This is a genomic window from Sphingomonas sp. SP2 (assembly GCF_058313385.1).
This window is the reverse complement of the sequence record NZ_JBZFLD010000001.1, coordinates 1,500,213-1,523,782: the sequence shown is the minus strand read 5'-3', so window position 1 is coordinate 1,523,782 and position 23,570 is coordinate 1,500,213. Positions and strand designations below refer to the sequence as shown.

Sequence of the window (23,570 nt, the reverse complement as noted above, 5' to 3'; positions counted from 1 at the left end):
GGGATTAGTGCCCATTTATCGCGCTTTGCATAGAGGGCTTTAAACGTTAGATAAATGACCGTTGCGACGTGAAGACTCGCACCACCAGGGGGACATGCTGGTGATCAACGGGCAAAAGATTGCGGTCGTACTGCCGGCGTATAACGCCGGAAGAACGCTCGAGCGCACATATGCTGAAATCGACTTCACGATTGTCGACGATGTCATCCTTGTCGACGACGGGAGTCGGGACGGGACCTCCGCCATTGCGCGAAGGCTCGGCATCTACACAGCCGAGCATCCCGAGAACCGCGGCTACGGTGGAAATCAGAAGACCTGCTACCAGCTAGCTCTGGATCGCGGCGCTGACATCGTCGTCATGCTGCATCCCGATTATCAATACAGTCCGAAATTGCTCCCGGCGATGGCAGGAATGATCGCGTCCGGTCACTATGATGCCGTCTTCGCTTCGCGCATCCTCGGCAATGGCGCCCTTGAAGGGGGCATGCCCCTTTACAAATATGTCGCCAACCGGATCCTCACTGCCATTCAGAATCTCCTGATGGGCGCCAAGCTCAGTGAGTATCATACGGGATATCGAGCCTGGAGCAGGCGCGCGCTCGAGCTGCTTCCGCTGCGCACTTGCTCGGACGATTTTGTCTTTGACAATCAGATGATTGCCCAGACCATGTGGAAGGGATTGCAGATCGGGGAGATCAGCTGCCCAACCCGGTATTTCGAGGAAGCTTCAAGCATCAACTTTCGCCGAAGCTGCACCTATGGCTTCGGTGTCCTGTGGACCGCGCTATTGTTCCGTCTCAACAAGATGGGGTGGTCGAAGTCGCCATTGTTCAGGAGCGAGGACTGCCTCCGTAGTGATGCGTTGAATGGGGGCCGGCATCGCACTCTGCTGGAAGCGGCCGACATCGCTGTCTCATGATCCGATCCGCGCTCCGCTCCACCATTCGGCGCAGGTTGGAGGCCTTGCTCGCTCAGCCGGCGGTCAGGCAGTTGATCCGCTACGCCCTTGCAGGCCTTCTCGTAACGCAATTCGCTGCCACCATCTATTCGACGCTCGTGCTGCAAAGCCTCAATCCATATGTCAGCAATATCAGCAGTACGGCGTGCGGCCTTATCGCCGGCTATGTCATACACAGCCGCTGGAGCTTTCGCGGTGGGCGCAAGGATAGCGAGGCACTTCAGCTTTCCCGCTTCCTCGTGGCGGCGACGATCGCATTCGCAATCAACAATTTGTGGATTTGGCTGCTTGTCAGCCGCATGGGTCTCCCAGCCATCGCCCCCGTACCGTTGATGATGGTAGCAACACCGTGTTTGAGTTTTCTGTTGAACCGATACTGGGTGTTTCGCGCCCACTGACTTCGACCCTGCGCGAGGTTGCTTCCCTCGCAGCACTTGCCTATATGCAGGCTTCCTCCTCACATCGCTGATGCTGGCGAGGCTGCCCGGGTTTCCGCGGCGGTCCGAGGGGGTTTGACCTGATAGGACCCGCATGGACGCCGCACTGACCGCATTGATCGAAACCGAAGCTAGGGCGCTCGGCTTCGACCTCGTGCGAGTCGCGATGATCGGCGGCAAGTCCGATCCGACGCTTCAGGTCATGGCCGAGCGGCCCGACACGCGGCAGCTCGACCTTGCCGACTGCGAAGCCCTGTCGCGCCGGATCTCGGAGAAGCTCGATGCGCTTGAAGAAGCGGGCAAGGACCCGATCGAAGGCGCCTACCGGCTCGAGGTGAGCTCGCCGGGGATCGACCGGCCGCTGACCCGGCTCAAGGATTACACCGACTGGCAGGGCCATGAGGCACGGCTGCGGCTGGCACGCGAGGTCGACGGGGCGAAGCAGGTCACCGGCGACATCGAGGGCGTCGAGGGCGAGACCGTGCTGATCTCGGGCTCGCGGGGCACGCGCCCGATCCCGTTCGAGGCGATCGACTCGGCCAAGCTGCTGCTGACCGACCGGCTGATCGCCGCCACCATGCCGCTGTCCGCGCAGGGCGCCGACGACATCATCGAATCGCCCGGCGAGGGCGCCGACGAACTTTTGACCCAAGAGGAAGACTGACCATCATGGCTACCGCCGCTCCCTCCGCGCCCACGGCCAACAAGGCCGAGCTGCTCGCCATCGCCGACAGCGTCGCGCGCGAGAAGCTGATCGATCGCGGCATCGTCATCGAGGCGATGGAGGACGCGATCCAGCGCGCCGCCCGCGCCCGCTACGGCGCCGAGAACGACATCCGCGCCAAGCTCGACCCGCAGTCGGGCGACCTGCGCCTGTGGCGGGTTCTCGAAGTGGTCGAGGGCGACGTCGAGGATTATTACAAGCAGATCGACCTCAAGGGCGCGCAGAAGCTCAAGGGTGATGCCGCGGTCGGCGACTTCATCGTCGATCCGCTGCCCCCGATCGAGTTCGGCCGCATCGCCGCCCAGGCCGCCAAGCAGGTCATCTTCCAGAAGGTCCGCGACGCCGAGCGCGAGCGCCAGTATGAAGAATTCAAGGACCGCGTCGGCGAAGTCATCACGGGCGTCGTCAAGCGGGTCGAGTTCGGCCACGTGGTGGTCGACCTCGGCCGCGCCGAAGGCGTCATCCGCCGCGACGCGCAGATTCCGCGCGAAATGCACCGCGTCGGCGACCGCGTCCGCAGCCTCATCCTGCGCGTTGCGCGCGAGACCCGCGGCCCGCAGATCTTCCTCAGCCGCGCGCACCCGGACTTCATGAAGAAGCTGTTCGCGCAGGAAGTGCCCGAAATCTACGACGGCATCATCGAGATCAAGGCCGCCGCCCGCGACCCGGGCAGCCGCGCCAAGATCGGCGTCATCAGCTACGACAGTTCGATCGATCCGGTCGGCGCCTGCGTCGGCATGAAGGGCAGCCGCGTGCAGGCCGTCGTGCAGGAGATGCAGGGCGAGAAGATCGACATCATTCCGTGGAGCGAGGACACCGCGACCTTCGTCGTCAACGCGCTGCAGCCGGCGACCGTCGCCCGCGTCGTGATCGACGAGGAGGAGAGCCGGATCGAGGTGGTCGTTCCCGACGACCAGCTGAGCCTTGCGATCGGCCGTCGCGGCCAGAACGTGCGTCTCGCCAGCCAGCTGACCAGCTCGCAGATCGACATCCTCACCGAGGCCGATGCCAGCGAGAAGCGCCAGAAGGAATTCATCGAGCGCTCGGAGATGTTCCAGAACGAGCTCGACGTCGACGAGACGCTCGCTCAGCTGCTGGTCGCCGAAGGTTTCACCAGCCTCGAGGAAGTCGCTTACGTCGAAGCCGACGAGATCGCCTTGATCGAGGGTCTCGACGACGACATCGCGGGCGAACTCCAGAGCCGCGCCGGCGAAGCGCTCGAGCGGCGTGAGGCGGCGGCCCGCGAGGAGCGTCAGGGCCTCGGCGTCGAGGACGCGCTGGCCGACCTTCCGCACCTCACCGAGCAGATGCTGGTGACGCTGGGCAAGGCGGGTATCAAGACGCTCGACGACCTCGCCGATCTCGCCACCGACGAGCTGATCCAGAAGAAGCGGCCGGAGCCGCGTCGCCGTGCCGAGAACGCGCCGCAGCGCGAGCAGGACAAGGGCGGGATTCTGGCCGAATATGGCTTGAACGAAGAGCAGGGCAACGAGATCATCATGGCTGCCCGTGCCCACTGGTTCGAGGACGAGGATCAGGCCGCATCGCCGTCGGGCGACGCGCCGCAGACCGAGGAGGCCGCCGATGCGGATTCCTCGCAATGACGCGCTAGCGGACCCTTCTTCTCCCCTCCCGCCTGCGGGAGGGGCCGGGGGAGGGCCTGTCGGCACTCCTTCGGACGAGGACATGCCCTCCCCTAACCCCTCCCGCGAGCGGGAGGGGAATGATCCTGAGCGCAGCTGTGTCCTCACCCGCCGCACGGCGTCGCGCGAGGAGCTGATCCGGCTCGTCCTCGGGCCCGACGGCCAAGTCCATCCCGACGTCCGCGCCAAGGCGCCGGGCCGGGGCGCGTGGATCGGGGTCGGCCGGGCCGAGCTTGAGACCGCGATCGCCAAGGGGAAATTGAAGGGCGCGCTTAGCCGGGCCTTCCGGACGCAAGGCGTCGCGATTTCACCCGACCTTCCCGAGAAGATCGAGCAGGCGCTGGCCCGCGCGACTCTCGATCGGCTCGGCATGGAAGCCCGGTCGGGAACGCTGATCAACGGCGCCGACCGGGTCGAGCAAGCGGCGCGGATGGGCAAGGTCCGGCTGCTTCTCTACGCGCAGGATGCGGGCGCTGACGGCCGCCGCAAGCTCGACCAGGCATGGCGGGTCGGCGGCGCCGAGGAACTTGGTCACCGCCACGGGTTGGAAATCCCGGTCCCGCGCACCATGTTGAGCATGGCGTTGGGCCGCGAAAATGTGGTACATGTCGCGCTGACCGACCCGGGAGCTGCCAGCCGCGTTGCCCAAGCGCTGAACCGCTGGCGCGCTTTCATTGTAGGACCTGCTGGGCTAGGCCGCGGCGACGACGCTGCGGGCACACGCTCGGCTGACGATTGAGTAGACAAAGGACTTTATGAGCGACCAGACCGACAAGCCGAAGCTGGGTACCCGGCCGCCGCTGGGCATCAAGCGCACGGTGGAGACTGGCAAGGTCAAGCAGAGCTTCAGCCACGGGCGGTCGAATACCGTCGTGGTCGAGGTGAAGAAGCGCCGAATCCTTGGTCGCCCCGGGGAAGCGCCGGCTGCTGCCCCTGAACCCGAGGCCCAGGCCGCCGCCCCGGCCCCGGCACCCGAACGCGCCCCTGCCCCGGCCCCCGCGCCGGCTGCGCCGCGCCGCTCGTCGGCCGACGACATTGCCGCGCGCAAGGAAATGCAGGCCCGCCTCCTCCGCGAGGCGGAGGAAGCCCGCATGGCCGCGCTCGAGGATGCGCGCCGCCGCGAGGAGCAGGCCAAGGTCAATGCGACCGAGGACCAGAAGCGTCGCGCCGAAGAGAATCGCAAGGCCGAGGAAGAGGCCGCGCGCAAGGCTGAGGAAGACGCCAAGCGCCGGATCGAGGAGCAGGCCCGCGCGGCCGAGGCCGCCGATGCTGCCGCGGCCGCTGCTGCCGCCGCCCCGGCCGAGCCCGAAGCCCCTGCTCCCGCCCCCGAGCCCGCGCCGCGGACCGTTCAGGTGCGTCCGGGTGGCCAGATGTTCCAGCCGGTGCGGCGTCCCCCGCCGCCCGCGCCCAAGCCGCAGCCCGCTGCGCCCCAGACCCAGCCGCAGGCGTCGCAGTCCTCGTCGTCCGCGCCTTCGGGCGGCGGTGCGTCGTCGAGCCCGCGCCGGCCCGAGCCTGCGCGTCCGGCCCGGCCGGGACAGCGCGGCGATGATCGCCGTCACTCGGGCAAGCTGACCGTCAGCCGTGCGCTTGCCGGCGACAACGACCGTGCCCGCAGCCTCGCCGCGCTTCGCCGCGCCCGCGAGAAGGAAAAGCGCAGCTACGCCCAGTCGGGCCCGCGCGAGAAGCAGGTCCGTGACGTGGTCGTGCCGGAAGGCATCACCGTCGGCGAGCTCGCCAACCGCATGGCCGAGAAGGCCGCGGATCTGGTGAAGGCCCTGTTCAAGATGGGCACCCCGGTCACCGTCAACCAGGTCATCGACCAGGATACGGCGGAGCTGCTGGTCACCGAGTTCGGCCACAACATCAAGCGCGTCAGCGAGAGCGATGTCGACATCGACACCGCGGCCGACGTCGATGACGATGCGACCCTGCTCCCCCGTCCCCCAGTGGTGACCATCATGGGCCACGTCGACCACGGCAAGACCTCGCTGCTCGACGCGATCCGCGGCGCCAACGTGGTCTCGGGCGAGGCCGGCGGCATCACCCAGCATATCGGCGCCTATCAGGTGAAGGTGCCGAGCGGGAGCGAAGTCACCTTCCTCGACACCCCGGGCCACGAAGCCTTCTCGGAGATGCGCGCCCGTGGCGCCAACGTCACCGACATCGTGGTGCTGGTGGTCGCCGCCGACGATGGCCTCAAGCCGCAGTCGATCGAGGCGATCAACCACACCAAGGCCGCCGGCGTGCCGATGATCGTTGCGATCAACAAGATCGACAAGCCCGACGCCAAGCCGCAGCGCGTCCGCGAAGAGCTTCTCCAGCACGAGATCGTGGTCGAGCAGCTCGGCGGTGACGTGCAGGATGTCGAAGTGTCGGCGCTCAAGGGCACCAACCTTGACGGCCTGCTTGATGCCATCGCGCTCCAGGCCGAAATCCTCGAGCTCAAGGCCAATCCCGATCGCGCTGCCGAGGGCACCGTGATCGAGGCAAAGCTCGACAAGGGCCGCGGTTCGCTGGCGACCGTGCTGGTCCAGCGCGGCACGCTCAAGGTCGGCGATGTCGTCGTGGTCGGTGCCGCCAGCGGCAAGGTCCGGGCGATGATCGACGATCATGGTCGCCAGGTGAAGACCGCCGGTCCGTCGATGCCGGTCGAGGTCCTTGGCCTCAGCTCGGTGCCGAGTGCGGGCGACCAGCTGACCGTGGTCGAGAACGAGGCCCGTGCCCGTGAGGTCGCGGCCTATCGCCAGGGCGTGCTCGATCGCAAGCGGACCACCGCTGCGCCGATGAGTCTCGAGAACATGTTCGCCAACAAGGCTTCGACCACCATCGAATTCCCGCTGGTGATCAAGGCCGACGTGCAGGGTTCGGCCGAGGCGATCGTCAATGCGCTGAACCGCATCTCGACCGACGAGATCAAGGTCCGCATCCTGTCCTCCGGCGTGGGTGCGATCACCGAGAGCGACGTCACTCTGGCGAGCGCGACGGGCGCGCCGATCATCGGTTTCAACGTTCGTCCGAACGCCAAGGCGCGCGAGGTCGCGGCGCGGAACAAGACCGAGCTGCGCTACTATGACGTCATCTATCACCTCACCGACTGGGCCAAGGAAGCCATGGCCGGCAACCTCGGTCCCGAGATCATCGAGACCGTCGTCGGCCGCGCCCGGGTCCAGGAAGTCTTCCCGGCCGGCAAGCGCGACAAGGCCGCCGGTCTGCTCGTCCTCGAGGGTGCGATCCGCAAGGGTCTCCATGCCCGCCTCACCCGCGACGACGTCATCGTCTCCAAGACGACGATCAGCTCGCTGCGGCGCTTCAAGGACGACGTGGCCCAGGTCATTGCCGGCCTCGAGTGCGGTGTGCTCCTGGCCGACACCAACGACATCAAGGCTGGCGACAACCTTGAAGTGTTCGAGGTCGAAGAGCGGGCGCGTACCCTCTAGGCCATGAAGCGCAACGAGTCCTCGGAAGGGCGCTCGGTCCGGCTCCTGCGGGTCGGCGAGCAGGTTCGCCACGTGCTCAGCGAAGTGCTGGCACGTGGCGACGTCCATGACGCAACGCTGCAGAGCCATCTCGTCAGCGTCACCGAGGTACGGATGAGCCCTGACCTGCGTCATGCGACCGTGTTCGTGAAACCGTTGCTCGGACAGGATGAAGAGGTGGTGCTGAAGGCGCTTCGCACCAACACCGCCTATCTCCAGGGCGAAGTCGCGCGGCGGGTGAACACCAAATATGCCGCGAAGCTCAAGTTCCTCGCCGACGAAAGCTTCGACGAGGGCGGCAAAATCGACTCTCTTCTCCGCAGCCCGCACGTCAGCCAGGACCTCGGCGAGGAGTGAGCGCGCTCGGCGCCCCGATGCGGGGTGACCGCTGCTCCGCCCTGCCCTTCACCGAGGATCTTCGAGCCGGGCTCAAGGCGGTTTGCGCCGAGGACCGCGACATCTGGCAGCTCTACCCGATGAGCTTTGCTCCCGACCGCTTCGACGCCAGCCTCGACGGCTTTCTCGCGCGGCCGGACATGGTCACCTTCGTCCTGTTCGACGGCGATGCCCTCGCCGGCATGTCGAGCTTTCTGGCCATCGACGAACAGCGCGGGGCGCTCGAGATCGGGGGAACCTACCTTCGCCCGGCCGTCCGCGGCACCGGGTTCAACCGCCGGGTCAAGGACATGATGCTCGCCCGCGCTTTTGGCTGCGGATACCGCCGGGTCGAGCTTCGCGTCGACAGCCGCAACGGCCGCAGCCAGGCGGCGGTCGCCAAGCTTGGCGCGATCCGCGAAGGCGTTCTCCGGGCCGAGCGTATCACCTGGACAGGCCATGTCCGCGACACCGTGGTCTTCTCCATCCTGCGCGAGGAATGGCTGGCCGAAGGTCGGTAGGGGCGAGGCTCCCGCTTCTTCGTTGAGCATCCCGAATCAATCGAGGAACATGCTCATGACTGAGAAGAAGGGCCACGGGAGCGCGACCGCGCAGAAGGCCAATGCCAAGGCCGCCCACGAGGGAAAGAAGAACCCCCGCAACTCTTCGGCCGCGCAGGCCGAGCTTGGCAAGAAGGGCGGAAAGGCTGCTGCCAAGAAGTGAACTGGACCCCGGCCTTGGCCGGGGTACAAGCGGGCCATGGCCAAGCTCTATTTCTACTATGCGGCGATGAATGCGGGGAAATCCACCACCCTGCTCCAGGCCGACTTCAACTATCGCGAACGCGGCATGGAGACGATGCTGTGGACGGCCGCGCTCGACGACCGCGCCGGCGCGGGTCGCATCGCGTCGCGGCTCGACATCGGAGCCGATGCGACCTCGTTCGACGCGGCCACCGACCTGTTCGAGGCGGTGGGGTCGGAGCTGACCCGCCGCCGAGTGCACTGCATCCTGGTCGACGAGGCCCAGTTCCTGACCGAAGCGCAGGTGCTCCAGCTCTGCCGCCTCGCGGACGAGCTAGATCTACCCGTTCTCTGCTACGGGCTTCGCACCGATTTCCAGGGCGTCCTGTTCCCGGGCAGCGCCGCGCTGCTTGCGCTGGCCGACGCGCTCGTCGAGCTCAAGGCCGTCTGCGAATGCGGGCGCAAGGCGACAATGAACCTTCGTTTCGATCAGGAGGGCCGGGCCGTGGCGCAGGGCCAGCAGACCGAGATCGGCGGCAACGACCGCTATGTCGCCATGTGCCGACGTCACTTCTTCGCGCGGCTCCGTGCCGCCGAGGAAGCTCAATCGTCGTCGTCGTCCTCGTCGTCGGTCACCGCCGCGGCATAGTTCCACCACAGGAGCGCGCTTCCGCCCGAAGCGCCGATGCGCGCCGCTGCCGAGGCGAGCACAAGGGTCGAGGGCTCGCGCGCCACGACCAGGAAGAAGAGCGCGATTCCGCTGCTGACGAGGGTGAGGACGATCATTCCACCTCGGTGGCGCGGGATCATCCGGCTGATCCGGGCATCGATCCGGGCACCCCTGCCCGTCCGCGCGAGGACGGTCCCGAACGGTCCGAGCAGTCCGCCGAGCACCGACTTTGCCATCCGGTAGGTGAGCCGCTTGCGCGCGGCGGCCTCGGTCCGGGCAGCCACTTCGGCAAATTGCAGGACTTCGGTGGCGGGCTCCACCGCTGGCTGGCGGGGCCGTGCGAAGAGCGCCGTAGCGAGCAGCCCGGCCCAGTCGCGCGCGGCAATGACCAGCGCCGCCTCCCACCAGCTTCCGCCGAGCTGCCAGACAAGCAGCATGCCGAGCACCGACATGGCCGAGGCACCGAGCCGCCACGGGATTTCGCGGTCCTTTCGGATCACGAGGATGCCGCCGGGATTGCGGGCCGGGATCCCGGCCGCGATCAGCGCCAGCGACCCGGCCGCGACAGTCATGCCGCGCCACCAGAGAAAGCCAGCCAAGAGCCCGACGACGGTCAGGCAGCCGAGGAGGACGAAGCCGTCGATCCGAAGCGCGCGCCGGAAGGAGGGGCCGAACAGCGCCGGCAACCCCACGCGCCGGGCAAGCGTCGCGGTCATCTCCATCGCGCAAAGATTGCGGATCGCCTGGACGAAGGTGTTGGCGGCGAACATTCGGACGGCGTCGGCATGGCCGATGGCAAGCCCGAGCATCGCCCAGGTTCCGAGCCAGGCGCCGAGGGGCACATATTCGCGGACCGTCAGGCGGCGGACGAGGGGATGGGTGATCGCCCGCTTCAGCACTGTGCCTTGTTTCCCGGTCCGCCTGCGCTAACGCGCGACCATATGGCCTCCGCATCGCCTCTCGTCCACCGTTCGGGCTGGATCATCCTCGACAAGCCGCTCGGCCTCGGCTCGACCCAGGCGGTGAGCGCGGTCAAGCGCGCGCTTCGCCAGGCGGGCGAAGCGAAGACCAAGGTCGGCCATGGCGGCACCCTGGACCCGCTGGCGAGCGGGGTGCTTCCGATCGCGCTGGGCGAGGCGACCAAGCTTGCCGGGCGCATGCTCGATGCGACCAAGGCCTATGACTTCACCGTCCGTTTCGGTGAGCAGACCGACACGCTCGATCTCGAAGGCAAGGTCATTGTCACCAGCAAGGTCCGCCCCTCGCCTGCCGAGGTCGCGGCAATACTTCCGCGCTTCACCGGCCCGATCGAGCAGGTGCCCCCCGCCTATTCGGCGCTGAAGGTCGACGGCCAGCGGGCCTACGACCTCGCCCGCGCTGGCGAGGAGGTGGAGCTGAAGCGTCGCGCCGTGACGATCCACGCGCTTGACCTCCTCGCCGCGGACGAAAGCTCTGCCACCCTCGCCGCGACCGTCTCCAAGGGCACCTATATCCGGAGCCTCGCGCGCGACATCGCGCTTGCGCTCGGCACGGTCGGGCACGTCACCATGCTGCGGCGGACCAAGGCCGGTCCCTTCTCCCTCGCACAGGCGATATCACTGGACTTTCTGGACGATTGCGCTAAGGCGCGCTCGCTCGACGGGGCTTTACTGCCATTGCAAGCAGGGCTGGACGACATCCCGGCCTTTCCCGTCACCCCCGAGGAAGCGCGCCTGATCCGACATGGTCAGCGACTTTCGCGGGTTCCGCCCACAAGCGGTCTCCACCTTGCCGTCGAGGGTCAGACCCCCGTCGCCTTGGTCGAAGGGGATCGTGTCGTGCGCGGGTTCAACCTTTGATACAGGAGAATGGACGATGTCGATCACTGCCGAGCGCAAGGCCGAGCTGATCAAGGAATACCGCCGCGACGAGACCGACACGGGTTCGCCCGAGGTTCAGGTTGCGATCCTTACCAGCCGTATCCAGACGCTGACGGACCACTTCAAGAGCCACGCCAAGGACAATCACAGCCGCCGCGGGCTGCTGATGATGGTCAACAAGCGGCGTAGCCTGCTGGCCTACCTCAAGAAGGAAGATGCCCAGCGCTACACCGACCTGATCGGGCGCCTCGGCCTCCGCAAGTAACCAGTTTCACGAAGGGCGCCCACGCGGCGCCCTTCGCTTACATGGACTTCCCGCAATCCGGCGGGGCGTTCTGGGGCTGAACCATCAACGCCCCGACCGTTGGCCGACCGGCTTGTCGGCCAAGCTGCACCCGTCCGCATCCGGCGGCGGGACAAAGGAATCAACATGTTCAATATCAACACCGTAGAAGTCGATCTTGGCGGCAAGACGCTGAAGCTCGAGACCGGCCGCATTGCCCGTCAGGCCGACGGCGCCGTGCTTGCCACCATGGGCGAAACCGTCGTCCTCTGCGCCGTCACCGCGGCCAAGAGCGTCAAGCCGGGCCAGGACTTCTTCCCGCTGACGGTTCACTATCAGGAGAAGTTCTCCGCTGCCGGGCGCATCCCGGGCGGCTTCTTCAAGCGTGAGCGCGGCGCGACCGAAAAGGAAACGCTGACCAGCCGCCTGATCGACCGTCCGATCCGCCCGCTGTTCCCGGAAGGCTTCTACAACGAAGTCCTCGTGATCGCGCAGGTCCTCTCCTACGACGGCGAGAACGAGCCCGACATCGTCGCCATGTGCGCCGCTTCGGCTGCCCTGACCCTGTCGGGCGTTCCCTTCATGGGCCCGATCGGCGCCGCCCGCGTCGGCTACCAGGACGGCGAATACATCCTCAACCCGACCCCTGAGCAGACCAAGGAAGGTGACCTCGACCTCGTCGTCGCCGCCACCGGCAACGCCGTGATGATGGTCGAGTCCGAAGCCAAGGAGCTGTCGGAAGAGGTCATGCTCGGCGCCGTCGTGTTCGCGCACGAAGCTGCCAAGAAGGTCGTCAACGCGATCTGCGACCTGGCCGAGAAGGCCGCCAAGGATCCGTGGGATCTCAAGCAGGCCGACGACAAGGCTGCGACCAAGGCCAAGCTCAAGGACCTCATCGGCGCCGACATTGCGGCCGCCTATAAGGTCACTGCCAAGGCCGAGCGTTCGGACCTCCTGAACGCCGCCCGCGCCAAGGCCAAGGAAGCCTTCGCCGAGGCGGAGCCGCAGGAGCAGCTCGTCGCCGCCAAGCTCGTCAAGGTGCTGGAAGCGGACATCGTCCGTACCGCCATCCTCGAGGAAGGCCGCCGCATCGACGGTCGCGACACCAAGACCGTCCGTCCGATCGAGGCGATGGTCGGCTTCCTTCCGCGCACGCACGGTTCGGCGCTGTTCACCCGCGGCGAGACGCAGGCGATCTGCACCACCACGCTCGGCACCAAGGACGCCGAGCAGATGATCGACGGCCTCGACGGCCTCAGCTATTCGCGCTTCATGCTGCACTACAACTTCCCGCCTTATTCGGTCGGTGAAGTGGGCCGCTTCGGTGCGCCGGGTCGCCGCGAAGTCGGTCACGGCAAGCTCGCCTGGCGCGCGCTTCACCCGATGCTGCCGACCAGCGAGGAATTCCCCTACACGATCCGCGTTCTCTCGGACATCACCGAGAGCAACGGCTCGTCGTCGATGGCCACCGTCTGCGGCGGCTCGCTGTCGATGATGGACGCGGGCGTTCCGCTGAAGCGTCCGGTCGCCGGCATCGCCATGGGCCTCATCCTCGAGGGTGAGAAGTTCGCGGTCATCAGCGACATCCTCGGCGACGAGGATCACCTCGGCGACATGGACTTCAAGGTCGCCGGCACCGACCAGGGCATCACCACGATGCAGATGGACATCAAGGTTGCCGGCATCACCAAGGAGATCATGCAGGTCGCCCTCGCCCAGGCGAAGGACGGCCGCGCGCACATCCTCGGCGAGATGGCCAAGGCGCTCGACAGCACCCGCACCGAGCTCAGCGCTCACGCGCCGCGCATCGAGACCATGCAGATCCCGAAGGACAAGATCCGCGAAGTGATCGGCACCGGCGGCAAGGTGATCCGCGAGATCGTCGCCACCACCGGCGCCAAGGTCGACATCGACGACGAGGGCCTGATCAAGATCAGCTCGTCGGACCTGTCGCAGATCGAAGCAGCCCGGAAGTGGATCCAGGGTATCACCCAGGAGCCCGAGCCGGGCACCATCTACACCGGCAAGGTCGCCTCGATCGTCGATTTTGGCGCCTTCGTGACTTTCATGCCGGGCAAGGATGGCCTGGTTCACGTCTCGGAGATCAAGAACGAGCGCGTCGAGAACGTCCGCGACATCCTGACCGAAGGCCAGGAAGTGAAGGTCAAGCTGCTCGAAGTCGACAATCGCGGAAAGGTCCGCCTGTCGATGCGCGTCGTCGACCAGGAAACCGGCGAAGAGCTGGAGGACACCCGTCCCCCGCGCGAGCCGCGTGAAGGTGGCGACCGTGGCCCCCGTGGTGATCGTGGCGATCGTGGTGGCGACCGCCGCCGCGAGGGCCGTGGCCCCCGCCGTGAAGGCGGCGACCGTGATCGCGGCCCGCGCGGTGATCGTGGCGACCGCGGCGATCGTGGCCCCCGCCGCGACCGCGACGGTGGCGGCAACCGCGACGACGGTCCCGCGCCCGAATTCGCCCCGGCCTTCCTGACCGGCGGCAGCGACGACTAACCAGCGGCTCCCGCGAAAGCGGTTAAGCTTATGGTCGGAAAAGGCCTCGTAGGGTGACCTGCGAGGCCTTTTTCGCGGTCTTGCTTCCTTTTCGCGACCGGAACGTTAGGACGATTATCGTGACGGATTTGCCAGCTTCTACGAACAAGGGTCGCTGGACCGAACGTTATCCCCTCGCCCGTATCGGTCTTGTCGGCGACATCCTCGTCGCACTCGCGGGCTCGGGCCTCGCGACCGTGCTGCGGACGCTCATCGACAGCCAGCTTCCGCCGGGCTTCCCGTTCCTAACCTATTTTCCGGTTGTGATCCTCGCCGCCTTCATCTTCGGAACGCGGGCCGGGATCCTCACCGCAATCTCGTCCGGCCTGGCGTCCTGGTACTGGTTCGTGCCCCCGGCGAAGAGCTTCGCGCTCGAGCATAACGGCCAGATCGCGATGGCCTTCTACGTCTTCATCACCGCGACCGAGATCGCTCTGGTCCACTGGATGCAGCGCGCCAATCGCCTGCTGATGGTCGAGCGCGAAGCCAATGCCCGGCTCGCGGAAACCCGTGAGCTGCTGTTTCGCGAGCTCCAGCACCGGGTCTCGAACAACCTGCAGATGGTCGCCGCCTTGCTGACGGTGCAGCGCCGCCAGCTGTCCGACGTCAACGCCCGCGCGGCGCTCGATGAAGCCGCGCGCCGGCTCCAGACCGTGGGTCGGATCAGCCGCCAGCTCTACGATCCGTCAGGCTCGGGGCTCGACCTCCGGATGTTCCTCGATCAGCTGGCCCGCGACGTGATCGAGACCAGCAGCGACGTGCCCGTGCGCCACTCGGTCAGCGGTCACAGCAGCATGTCGCTCGCCCCCGAAGCCGCAATCCCGCTGGCGCTGGTGGTTGCCGAATCCATCGCCAACGCGATCGAGCACGGCTTCAGCGGCGGCCGCGCGGACCCCGAGCTGATGATCCGGGTCGAGCCGATGACCAATCGCGGTCTTGCGGTCGAGATCGAGGACAATGGCCACGGCCTGCCCGCCGGCTTCACCCTCGATGGCAGCGAAAGCCTCGGCCTTCGCATCGCCACCATGCTCGCCGGTCAGCTCGGCGGTCGTTTCACCCTCGCTTCGGCGGGCGCAAGCGGCACCCTCGCCCGGCTCGAGCTTCCGCTTCAGCCTGCCTGAGGGCAGCGAATCACGACGCCGACCGCCGCGATCCGCTCGGCTCCGGCCTCGGCATAGGCCGGCTGGTCGAGTTCCTCGCCGAAGATGTCGGGATCCAGTTCCTCGTAGCGAAGCGACGCATCGGCCTCCTCGGCGACTTCGGCGAGGGCCGACAGGAGCGCATCGTCGCCGCCGATGATCGGGCTACCGGTATACATCAGCATCGTCCCGCCGGGGCAGAGGCGCTTCAGCGCCTGCCGTGCCCAGTCGAGCGACAGACCCGCACCCAGCATTTCGCCACCGTCACGATAGTCGCGCTTCTTGGCGTCGGCGATGAAGGGCGGGTTGGCGATGATGAGGTCGACTTCCCCCTGCACGGCATCGAGACCGCCATTGACGATTTCGGCCTTCATCCCGGCCGCGAGCGCATTGGCTTCGGCAAGGATCAGCGCCGCCTCGTTGATGTCGGCAAGAACCAGCCGCTCGGGCTCGAGCAGGCCCGCCGCGCTGATCCCGCCAACGCCGCTCCCGGCGCCGAGATCGACCAGCGTCCTCACAGGCTCGAGGTCGGCGGCTTCCGTCTCGACGAAACGCGCGAAGCGATAGGTGTCCGGACCAAAGAAGACGCTGTCCTCCGCATCGGTCGGAAAGGCCGAGTGGAGAAACAGCCGCCCGCTCAGGGACGAGACGCGGACCAGGCTTCGGCACAGCCCGTTGGCGCGGACCAGGGCCCCGCCCTCCTCGAGCATCTCGACAAGGTCGTGCGGCAACAGGTCAGGGACGAAGGGCAGGCTCCAGCCAAGCGCGTCGCGAATGTCCTGCGCCTGCTCCCCGCGCCGCCGCCCGATGACCCTTGCATGGGTCGCCGGAGTGACGGTGGTGAAGGCATAGCCTTCATTGTCCAGTTCCTGGAGGAGCGCAGCGAGCGGTTCGGATTGGAAAGTCATCGGGGGCGGGTAGCCGCTGGCGAAGGGAGCGCCAAGCACTGCCTTCGCCGGTCGAAGCGTCAGTCGACGCCGAGCATGTCGCGATAGCGCTCGAAGCAGCGCTCGCCGCACTTCAGGCGCATCAGCGCGCCCTCGGCCATGGCGGTCGCGCGCGCCGGGCCCTGATCGGGATCCTCGACGAGCGGCCGGATCGCTTCCTTGTTCCATTCCTCGCTATGCTTGATGTCCAGCACGGCATGGAGGTCGAAATAGCGGCGGAGGCGCGCCTCGAAGCCGAGCCGGCGCATCGTCTTGGATACGGCCGCCGAGCGGGCCGGGGCGGTCAGCTCGATCGCGCCCAGCGCACCGACGCTGTGCCAGGCATAATCGCGGTTCGCGGCCATTCCGGTCATCGCATTGGCGAGCGCAAGGCTTTCCCAGCAGGTGGTGGCAATGCTGGGCTTTAGCCCGAGCGTCTCGACCACATAGTCGAGCATCGGACCGTGCATGCCCTTCATGTTGCCGCGGCCCATCTCGTCCCAATAGTTGCGGGCAAGCTCCATCTTCGGCCGGTCGGGCAGCTTTACCTGCGTCAGCGCGACGAGGTCGTCGAACCCGGCCTCGCCCGCCGCTTCCTGGGTCAGGAACAGCTTCAGCGCATCGATGTCGGCGTCGCTTTCGAGCCAGTTGAACAGGCGGTCATGCTGCCCCGGACCCGTCTTCTCGAGCGCCTCGAACCATTCGATGAAGCCCTCGGCGTCGGTCGGGGCGAGCGCTGCCTCGTCCCGTACCTCGGCGCGCAGGTCTTCGAGGAAGCCAAGCTCGAGCCGCTGCATCCGTGCGTCGCGATCGATCCGAGACGCGCTGTCGCCGCCGGGGAATGACGGCGCGAGCCGTTCGCGGTTCCAGTGGCTTAGCGCCCGCTGGAAGACTTCATTGTAGAATTGCGACCCTGAAAGGGCCGACTGGAAACGCGTCGCCATGATGTTGCTCGCAAGAAAAGGTGGTTGCGAGACGAACGGCCCCGGGACCACGTCTGTTCCAACGGGCCAAAGGGCCGGTCAGCTTGCGTCAGGAATGTCGGGGATCTGCACCGGTGCGGCTGGTGGAGCTGAGGGGAATCGAACCCCTGACCTCTGCAGTGCGATTGCAGCGCTCTCCCATCTGAGCTACAGCCCCGCACCGGTTGCGAGGCGCCTCCTAGCCGCGCTTAAGACGAAGCGCAACGCGCTTTTCACCTGACCTCGTACGCACCTCGTTTCGGCTCTGCGATGCCGGCCCTGGCCCTTCGGTCCCGGAACGCCACCCTTCTCCTGACGTTTGTTAGTCGCATCCCGCCCTCCCCCTTGGCGGATGCAGATGGAGGAGTATTCATGGCTTACGATCGGTACGACAGCCGCGACGAGAACCGCGGCTACCGTGACGACCGCCAGCGCGATTATCGCAGCGGCGAACGTGACGAACGCGGTTTTTTCCAGCGCGCGGCTGACGAAGTGTCGAGCTGGTTCGGCGACGAATCCTCGGGCTCGCGCCGGGACCAGGATGATCGCTATGCCCATCGCGACAGCAGCCGTCACTACGGGAGCCAGAGCAGCAACCAGCCGCGCGGCTACGGATCGAACGACAGCGGCTATCGCGCCGGCCAGGGTGGCTGGGGCAGCAGCAACAGCCGTGGCTACGAGCCGCGCGCCTACGATGAAAGCGAAAGCCGCCAGCGCACCGGCCGCGAGGACGATCGCTTCGGCAGGAGCGACCGCTCGGCCTTCTTCGGCGGCGGCCAGTCGTCGAGCATGGGCCGGGGCCGTGACCAGGGCGACTATCGCAATCAATATGGCCAGGGCGGCGGCGAAAGCGGCGGCTTCGGCCGTGGCGACTATGGCAGCCAGGGCCAGGACTATTATTCGCGCCAGGGTCAGGATTATGGCGATCTCGGCGGGAGCAGCAGCTCTTACCAGGGCATCGACCGCAACCGCGACGACCAGCAGAGCCGTGGTTATCAGAGCCAGGGTGGCGACCGCTATCGGCCGATGACCGGTGACTATGGTCGCGGCACCTCGGGCGGCTCGGGTATGGGCAGCCAGGATTATGGCCAGCAGCAGTTCGGTCGCCAGGATCGCTTCCAGGACCAGGGCGGCGACTATGGCCAGCGCAGCAGCTCCTCGCTGTTTGGCGGAAGCCAGGGTCAGTCGAGCATGGGCCGTGGCACGCATGACGATCATTATTCGAGCTGGCGCCAGCGCCAGATCGAGGATCTCGACCGCGACTATGACGAATATCGCCGCGAGCATCAGAGCCGTTTCGAGAACGAATTCTCGAGCTTCCGCACGACCCGCCAGACCAAGCGCCAGATGCTCGGCGAGATCAGCGAGCATGCCGAGGTGGTCGACGAGAGCGGACAGCGCATCGGTACCGTCGACAAGGTCCGCGGCGACAAGATCATCCTGACCAAGAATGATCCCGAGGCTGGCGGCGTCCACCGCAGCTTCACCTGCAGCCTGCTCGACCGGGTCGAGGACGGGAAGGTCTATCTGACCGGCACCAAGGACAGCATTCGCTCGCGTCTCCAGGAAGAGCGCGACGAGGATCGCGGATATGGCGCCAGCGGTGGCCTGTTCGGCGGCTCGAATGACGATCGTCAGCGCCAGCAGGCCTCGGCCTCGTCGATGTCGACCACGGCGACCTCGACCACCGGCGCGTCCTCGACGCAGGATGATGGCCCGCACATGCTCGATAAGAGCTTCTCGGGCACCTACGACGAGGACAGCAGCGAGACCAAGTAAGCGTCAGCGCGCTTGATCGATGCGGGAAGGCCCGGCTGCCGAAAGGTGGCCGGGCCTTTCTCTTTTGTCGCGCTACGGACTTGACCCGGCGTCCGGCTCCCTCACATGCGCAATGTTGAAGATGGCAGTTTCCGGCCCTTGCGCCGGGACGAGACAGGAGACCTGGAATTATGCCGCACGCCTGGCACCTCAAGAGCCGCCCCTCGGGCATGCCGACCAGCGAGAATTTCGAGCATCGCGAGGTCGCCCTCCCCGCGCTCGAGGACGGCATGGTGCGGGTGCGCAACCAGTGGCTTTCCGTCGACCCCTACATGCGCGGGCGGATGAATGACGTGAAGAGCTACGTCCCGCCGTTCCAGGTCGGCGAGCCGCTCGAAGGCGGCGCGGTCGGCGAGGTGGTGGAGAGCCGCTCGCCCGACTTCCAGCCGGGCGATCGCGTGCTCCACATGATGGGCTGGCGCGATGAAGCGGTGCTTCCGGCCGCGGCCCTCAACAAGCTTCCGACGATCCCCGGTGTCGAGCCGCAGGCCTTTCTCGGCAATCTCGGCCTCACGGGCGGCACGGCCTATTGGGGCCTCCTCGACGCGGCCCAGGCCAAAGCTGGCGACATCGTCTTCGTCTCGGCGGCAGCCGGCGCGGTCGGTTCGGCGGTGGTGCAGATCGCCAAGGCCAAGGGCATGACCGTGATCGGCTCGGCCGGCGGTCCCGAGAAGGTCGAATTCGTCAAGTCGCTCGGGGCCGATGCGGTGATCGACTACAAGTCGGGAACGCCGCTGGTAAAGGCGCTCGCCGACGTCGCCCCCAAGGGCATCGACGTCTATTTCGACAATGTCGGCGGCGAGCATCTCGACGCCGCGCTGGCGCTTGCCCGCAAGGACGCGCGTTTTGCCATCTGCGGGATGATCGACGGCTACAATAGCGGCGAGCCGACCTCGCTCCGCTACATCATGCGGGTGATCGCGATGCGGATCATGCTGAAGGGCTTCATCTACACCGACTACCTGCCTCGCAACGCCGAATTCTTCGCGGACATGGGGCAGATGATCGCCTCGGGCCAGGTGAAGAGCCGCGACACGATCGTCGAAGGCCTGGAGAAGACCCCGGACGCGTTCCTCGGTCTCTTCACCGGCGCCAATACCGGCAAGATGCTGGTCCGCCTCTAACCCTCGAAGGCCTCCCCGCGGCAAGCGCTGCGGGGAGGCCTTTTTCCTTAGATCCGGTTGTAGTTGCACACCTGCGGATTGCCGCTGCTCAGCCCGCGGCGAAGCGCTTCCATCCGCTGCTGGCTCGACCCGTGGGTGAAGCTTTCGGGACGGACTGCCTGCCCGGCTTCGCGCTGCAGCGTATCGTCGCCGATCGCCGAAGCGGCCTGGAGGCCTTCCTCGAGGTCGCCCGGATCGATCGCCCGGGTCCCGTCCGGCGCCTTGGCCAGCGCCGCCCAGACGCCGGCGTAGCAGTCGGCCTGAAGCTCGACGCCGACCTGCACGGCGTTGCCTTCGGCCTTGCTGAGGCTCGCCTGCGCCCGGCTCGCCTTGTCGAGCGTGCCTTCGAGATTCTGGATGTGGTGCCCGACCTCGTGGGCGATCACGTAATAAGGCGCGAAGTCGCCGGTCGCGCCGAACTTGGTCTTGAGCTCTTGGAAGAAGCTCGGATCGATGTAGATGCTCTGGTCCCCCGGGCAGTAGAAGGGCCCGAAGCTCGCCTGTCCTGCGCCGCAGGCAGTGCGGGTGCCGCCGGTATAAGCGACAAGCTTGGGCTCGACGTAACGCTGCCCGGCAGACTGAAACAGCGCACCCCAGACCTGGTCGGTGTTGCGCAGCGTGCCAACGAGGATGTCGCGGTCCTGCTGACTGAGGCGCGATTCGGCGCTTGACGACTGGGTCGTCGGGCCGGATCCGCCGCCGCCGAGAATGCCGCCGCCGCCAAGCCCGCCAAGCGCGCAATAGCCGAGCGCGAGGATGAGGAGGCCGACGATCCCGAACCGGCTGAGGATCAGCGGAATCAGCATCCCGAGGATGCCGCCGCCACCGCCCAGCGCGAATCCGCCGCCCGATTGCCCGGTCCGGTCGATGAAATCGTCGTCGTTGCCGCCGCCACCAATCCGCATTCGCTTCTCCCTTACGCCCCCATAATGATCGTTCGGGCGCTTAAGTTGCAATCGGTCGCATCATCCCGGGCTTGACCCGGCACCTGCCTTCGTTCTTGCCTGCAGCCGACATCAGGCAGGCGCCCGGGCGGCGAAGAAGGAATGGACATGATCCTCAAGGACAAGGTTGCGTTGGTCACCGGATCTACGAGCGGCATCGGTCTTGCGATCGCGCGCACGCTGGCCGCGGAAGGCGCGCGGGTCATGCTTCACGGCTTTGGTGACCGCGACGCCAACCTCGCGCTCAAGGACGAGCTCGCCGCTCTTTCGGGAGACAGCGCTTCATTCTCCGACGCGGACCTCTCCTCGGCGGACGCGATCGATCAGCTGGTCGCGGACTGCACCAACGAGCTCGGCAGCCCCTCGGTCCTCGTCAACAATGCCGGCGTCCAGCATGTCGCGCCGGTCGACGACTTCCCGACGGAGAAGTGGGACATGATCATGGCGGTCAACCTTTCGGCCGTCTTCCACACCACCCGCCTCTGCCTTCCCTCGATGCGGCAGCGCGGCTGGGGACGGATCATCAATACCGCCAGCGCGCACAGCCTCGTCGCCTCCCCCAACAAGAGCGCCTATGTCGCGGCGAAGCATGGCGTGGCCGGCTTCACCAAGACCGTCGCCCTCGAGGCGGCGCGCGACGGCGTCACCGTCAATTGCATTTCGCCGGGCTATGTCTGGACGCCGCTGGTTGAGGGTCAGATCCCCGACACGATGAAGGCGCGCGGGATGACCCGCGAGCAGGTGATGAACGACGTCCTCCTCGCCGCCCAGCCGACCAAGCGCTTCGTCGAGCCGGTCGAGGTCGCGGCCCTCGCGCTCTTCCTCTGCCGTCCCGAAGCCGCGAGCATCACCGGCGCCAACCTCAGCATGGACGGCGGGTGGACCGCGCAATGACCCGCGCCCTGCTCCTGCCGCTCGCACTCCTCGGACTTGCCGCCTGCACCCCGACCGAGCGCCCCACCGCAGGCCCGATCGCGCGGGCGTCGGCGTGGCGGACGGTAGCGACGATCAATGATCGCGAGAGACTGCGCGAGTGGCGCCCGGTCTTCGTCGAGGCGCTCGCGCAGGCCCGGGCCGCCGGCCATTCGGATGCGATCCTTCGCGAGGGCGCTTTGCTCCGGCCCGACGCGGCGATCGGTGGCGGCATTCCCAACGGCGACTATCGCTGCCGCATCATCAAGCTCGGCAAGCGCAGCGCCGGAATGCTGCCCTACATTCCCTATCCGGCCTTCACCTGCCGGATCGGTCAGGACGGCCGCCTCCAGTCCTTCGCCAAGCTGACCGGTTCGCAGCGCCAGGTCGGCGCCATCTTCGTCCATGACCAGCTCCGCTCGGTCTTCCTCGGAACCTTGGTGCTTGGCGACGAGCAAAAGGCCCTCCCCTATGGCGCCGACGCGGACCGCGATGTGGCGGGCTTGGTCGAGCGCATCGGCGAGCGACGCTGGCGGATCGTCTTCCCGGCCCCCCGTTTCGAGAGTTTGACCGACGTGATGGAGCTCGTTCCGGCGACGTGACAAAGGGCATGGACGGGCGGAAATCGCCGGTTACAACATGTTCATGCTGACCTCGCTTCTCGCCGCCGCCCTCGCCGCGCAAGCAGTCCCGCCCGCCGACGCCAGCCTGATGGCGCTCTACCGCGAGCTTCACGCTAATCCCGAACTGTCGATGCAGGAGGTGAAGACCGCCGCCCGCCTCGCGCCCGAATTACGCAAGCTCGGATTCACCGTCACGGAGAAGGTCGGCGGCACTGGCGTCGTCGGCGTCCTTAGGAACGGTCCCGGCAAGACGCTGCTGATGCGCGCCGACATGGACGGCCTTCCGGTGATCGAGCAGACCGGCCTTCCCTTCGCCTCCAAGGTGCGGGCCGCCGCGCGCTCGGGGGTCGAGACCGGTGTGATGCATGCCTGCGGCCACGACACGCACATGACCGCGATGATCGGCGCGGCTCGCAATCTCGTCGCCGACAAGGCGAACTGGAGCGGGACGCTGCTGGTCGTCTTCCAGCCCGGCGAGGAAACCGGCGAAGGCGCCAAGGCGATGCTCGACCACGGCCTCTACAGCCGCTTTCCCAAGCCCGATGCCGCGATCGCCTTTCACGACAGCGCGAGCCTTCCGGCCGGCACCATCGGAATCACGCCCGGCTACGCCCTCGCCAATGTCGACAGCGTCGACGTGCTCGTGAAGGGTGTCGGCGGTCATGGCGCCTATCCGCAGACGACCAAGGACCCGATCGTCCTTGCAAGCCAGATCGTCATGGGCCTGCAGACCCTCGTCAGCCGTGAGAACAGCCCGCTCGACCCCGCCGTCGTCACCGTCGGCAGCTTCCAGGCCGGGGCCAAGCACAACATCATTCCCGACGAGGCCAAGCTCCAGCTGACGGTCCGCAGCTACACCCCCGAGGTGCGCAAGCTGCTGCTCGACGGCATTGCCCGGATCGCCCGTGGCGAGGCGATCGCCGCCGGGCTGCCCGCCGACCGGATGCCGGTGGTGACGGTCCGCGAGGAGATGTTCACGCCCTCGACGTTCAACACCGACGCCATTTCGGCACGAACCCTCAGCCTGTTCGAGCAGCGCTTCGGCAAGGATCGCGTCCGCAAGGTCAATCCGGTCATGGGCGGCGAGGATTTCAGCCGCTTCTGGCTGGCCGACAAGAAGATCGAGAGCCTGATCTTCTGGGTTGGCGGCGTACCCCAGGCGGCGTGGGAAAAGGCTGGCGGCGACCCCGCCAAGCTGCCCTCGCTCCACTCGCCATTCTGGGCGCCGGAGGCCGAAACGGTCATCGCCACCGCCAGCGAGGCACTGGCCACCGCCGCCAAGGCCGAACTGAAGAAATAAGGTCGTCCCTACGACGGCGGGGACTTCGTGAATCTGAGCGACCGTCGCGGGGAATGCCCGCGTAAGCG

Annotated in this window: 23 protein-coding genes and 1 tRNA gene; 19 read left to right on the top strand and 5 right to left on the bottom strand. The window is 66.7% G+C overall.

Translation table 11 applies throughout. The features are described from left to right. The first annotated feature begins 94 nt into the window (after positions 1-94). From AC4GYU_RS07800 to AC4GYU_RS07755, 10 genes are all read left to right on the top strand, one after another. Entirely contained in the window at positions 95-919 is an 825-nt protein-coding gene (locus AC4GYU_RS07800) for a glycosyltransferase family 2 protein (protein WP_491086321.1), read from the top strand. Beyond that, the gene (locus tag AC4GYU_RS07795) at positions 916-1,356 is read left to right on the top strand and encodes a GtrA family protein (RefSeq protein ID WP_491086320.1); all 441 of its coding nucleotides are present in this window, start codon (positions 916-918) and stop codon (positions 1,354-1,356) included. Before AC4GYU_RS07800 ends, AC4GYU_RS07795 begins: the two co-directional genes overlap by 4 nt. A gap of 133 nt (positions 1,357-1,489) precedes the next feature. Further along, on the top strand, positions 1,490-2,059 hold the full coding sequence (gene rimP, locus AC4GYU_RS07790) for a ribosome maturation protein RimP (RefSeq protein ID WP_491086319.1): 570 nt from the start codon (positions 1,490-1,492) through the stop codon (positions 2,057-2,059). 5 nt (positions 2,060-2,064) lie between these two features. Further along, positions 2,065-3,723: a transcription termination factor NusA gene (nusA, locus tag AC4GYU_RS07785; RefSeq protein WP_491086318.1), complete on the top strand. Its 1,659-nt coding sequence runs from the start codon at positions 2,065-2,067 to the stop codon at positions 3,721-3,723. Between the two features lie 82 nt (positions 3,724-3,805). Next, positions 3,806-4,501, top strand: a complete 696-nt coding sequence (locus AC4GYU_RS07780) for a DUF448 domain-containing protein (RefSeq protein ID WP_491086317.1) — start codon at positions 3,806-3,808, stop codon at positions 4,499-4,501. Positions 4,502-4,517: 16 nt separating this feature from the next. Further along, a complete protein-coding gene (gene infB / locus AC4GYU_RS07775) occupies positions 4,518-7,199 on the top strand; it encodes a translation initiation factor IF-2 (protein ID WP_491086316.1) in 2,682 nt (893 codons plus the stop codon). Between the two features lie 3 nt (positions 7,200-7,202). Next, positions 7,203-7,595 (top strand): 30S ribosome-binding factor RbfA, encoded by a 393-nt coding sequence (rbfA, locus tag AC4GYU_RS07770; RefSeq protein WP_491086315.1) that lies wholly within the window; start codon positions 7,203-7,205, stop codon positions 7,593-7,595. Further along, positions 7,592-8,134 (top strand): GNAT family N-acetyltransferase, encoded by a 543-nt coding sequence (locus tag AC4GYU_RS07765; RefSeq protein ID WP_491086314.1) that lies wholly within the window; start codon positions 7,592-7,594, stop codon positions 8,132-8,134. The genes rbfA and AC4GYU_RS07765 overlap by 4 nt, the downstream gene beginning before the upstream one ends. 55 nt (positions 8,135-8,189) lie before the next feature. Continuing rightward, a complete protein-coding gene (locus AC4GYU_RS07760; RefSeq protein WP_491086313.1) occupies positions 8,190-8,336 on the top strand; it encodes a hypothetical protein in 147 nt (48 codons plus the stop codon). A gap of 36 nt (positions 8,337-8,372) precedes the next feature. Continuing rightward, the gene (locus AC4GYU_RS07755) at positions 8,373-9,005 is read left to right on the top strand and encodes a thymidine kinase (RefSeq protein ID WP_491086312.1); all 633 of its coding nucleotides are present in this window, start codon (positions 8,373-8,375) and stop codon (positions 9,003-9,005) included. On the opposite strand, the gene AC4GYU_RS07750 is transcribed toward AC4GYU_RS07755, so the two are convergent. Then, a complete protein-coding gene (locus tag AC4GYU_RS07750; protein WP_491086311.1) occupies positions 8,960-9,925 on the bottom strand; it encodes a hypothetical protein in 966 nt (321 codons plus the stop codon). The genes AC4GYU_RS07755 and AC4GYU_RS07750 overlap by 46 nt on opposite strands. A gap of 42 nt (positions 9,926-9,967) precedes the next feature. Between AC4GYU_RS07750 and truB the strand changes: the two genes are divergently transcribed. The 4 genes from truB (at position 9,968) to AC4GYU_RS07730 (ending at position 14,836) form a co-directional block, all read left to right on the top strand. Then, complete coding sequence (gene truB / locus AC4GYU_RS07745) at positions 9,968-10,864, top strand: tRNA pseudouridine(55) synthase TruB (RefSeq protein ID WP_491086310.1); 897 nt, start codon at positions 9,968-9,970, stop codon at positions 10,862-10,864. 16 nt (positions 10,865-10,880) lie between these two features. After that, the gene (gene rpsO, locus AC4GYU_RS07740) at positions 10,881-11,150 is read left to right on the top strand and encodes a 30S ribosomal protein S15 (protein WP_491086309.1); all 270 of its coding nucleotides are present in this window, start codon (positions 10,881-10,883) and stop codon (positions 11,148-11,150) included. Between the two features lie 165 nt (positions 11,151-11,315). Then, complete coding sequence (gene pnp / locus AC4GYU_RS07735) at positions 11,316-13,676, top strand: polyribonucleotide nucleotidyltransferase (RefSeq protein WP_491086308.1); 2,361 nt, start codon at positions 11,316-11,318, stop codon at positions 13,674-13,676. Positions 13,677-13,795: 119 nt separating this feature from the next. Further along, positions 13,796-14,836: a sensor histidine kinase gene (locus AC4GYU_RS07730; RefSeq protein ID WP_491086307.1), complete on the top strand. Its 1,041-nt coding sequence runs from the start codon at positions 13,796-13,798 to the stop codon at positions 14,834-14,836. Here the strand turns inward: AC4GYU_RS07730 and AC4GYU_RS07725 are convergent. From AC4GYU_RS07725 to AC4GYU_RS07715, 3 genes are all read right to left on the bottom strand, one after another. Then, positions 14,824-15,762: a methyltransferase gene (locus tag AC4GYU_RS07725; protein WP_491086306.1), complete on the bottom strand. Its 939-nt coding sequence runs from the start codon at positions 15,760-15,762 to the stop codon at positions 14,824-14,826. The two genes, AC4GYU_RS07730 and AC4GYU_RS07725, sit on opposite strands and share 13 nt — an antisense overlap. 59 nt (positions 15,763-15,821) lie before the next feature. Beyond that, positions 15,822-16,724, bottom strand: coding sequence for an iron-containing redox enzyme family protein (locus tag AC4GYU_RS07720; protein ID WP_491086305.1), 903 nt, complete (start codon positions 16,722-16,724; stop codon positions 15,822-15,824). A 120-nt stretch (positions 16,725-16,844) separates the two neighbouring features. After that, positions 16,845-16,920: transfer RNA gene (locus tag AC4GYU_RS07715), tRNA-Ala, on the bottom strand. 194 nt (positions 16,921-17,114) lie between these two features. On the opposite strand from AC4GYU_RS07715, the gene AC4GYU_RS07710 reads away from it, so the two are divergent. Together AC4GYU_RS07710 and AC4GYU_RS07705 are read left to right on the top strand one after the other, a co-directional pair. Further along, positions 17,115-18,521: a DUF2171 domain-containing protein gene (locus AC4GYU_RS07710; protein WP_491086304.1), complete on the top strand. Its 1,407-nt coding sequence runs from the start codon at positions 17,115-17,117 to the stop codon at positions 18,519-18,521. A gap of 170 nt (positions 18,522-18,691) precedes the next feature. Continuing rightward, a complete protein-coding gene (locus AC4GYU_RS07705) occupies positions 18,692-19,684 on the top strand; it encodes an NADP-dependent oxidoreductase (protein WP_491086303.1) in 993 nt (330 codons plus the stop codon). Between the two features lie 47 nt (positions 19,685-19,731). On the opposite strand, the gene ypfJ is transcribed toward AC4GYU_RS07705, so the two are convergent. Then, a complete protein-coding gene (ypfJ, locus tag AC4GYU_RS07700) occupies positions 19,732-20,628 on the bottom strand; it encodes a KPN_02809 family neutral zinc metallopeptidase (protein WP_491086302.1) in 897 nt (298 codons plus the stop codon). A gap of 147 nt (positions 20,629-20,775) precedes the next feature. On the opposite strand from ypfJ, the gene AC4GYU_RS07695 reads away from it, so the two are divergent. Genes AC4GYU_RS07695 through AC4GYU_RS07685 form a run of 3 tightly spaced genes read left to right on the top strand, consistent with a single transcriptional unit; the run spans position 20,776 to position 23,502 of the window. Further along, a complete protein-coding gene (locus AC4GYU_RS07695) occupies positions 20,776-21,561 on the top strand; it encodes a 3-hydroxybutyrate dehydrogenase (RefSeq protein ID WP_491086301.1) in 786 nt (261 codons plus the stop codon). Further along, positions 21,558-22,181: a DUF4893 domain-containing protein gene (locus AC4GYU_RS07690; RefSeq protein ID WP_491086300.1), complete on the top strand. Its 624-nt coding sequence runs from the start codon at positions 21,558-21,560 to the stop codon at positions 22,179-22,181. Before AC4GYU_RS07695 ends, AC4GYU_RS07690 begins: the two co-directional genes overlap by 4 nt. Before the next feature lie 43 nt (positions 22,182-22,224). Next, a complete protein-coding gene (locus AC4GYU_RS07685) occupies positions 22,225-23,502 on the top strand; it encodes an amidohydrolase (RefSeq protein ID WP_491086299.1) in 1,278 nt (425 codons plus the stop codon). Positions 23,503-23,570: the final 68 nt, after the last annotated feature.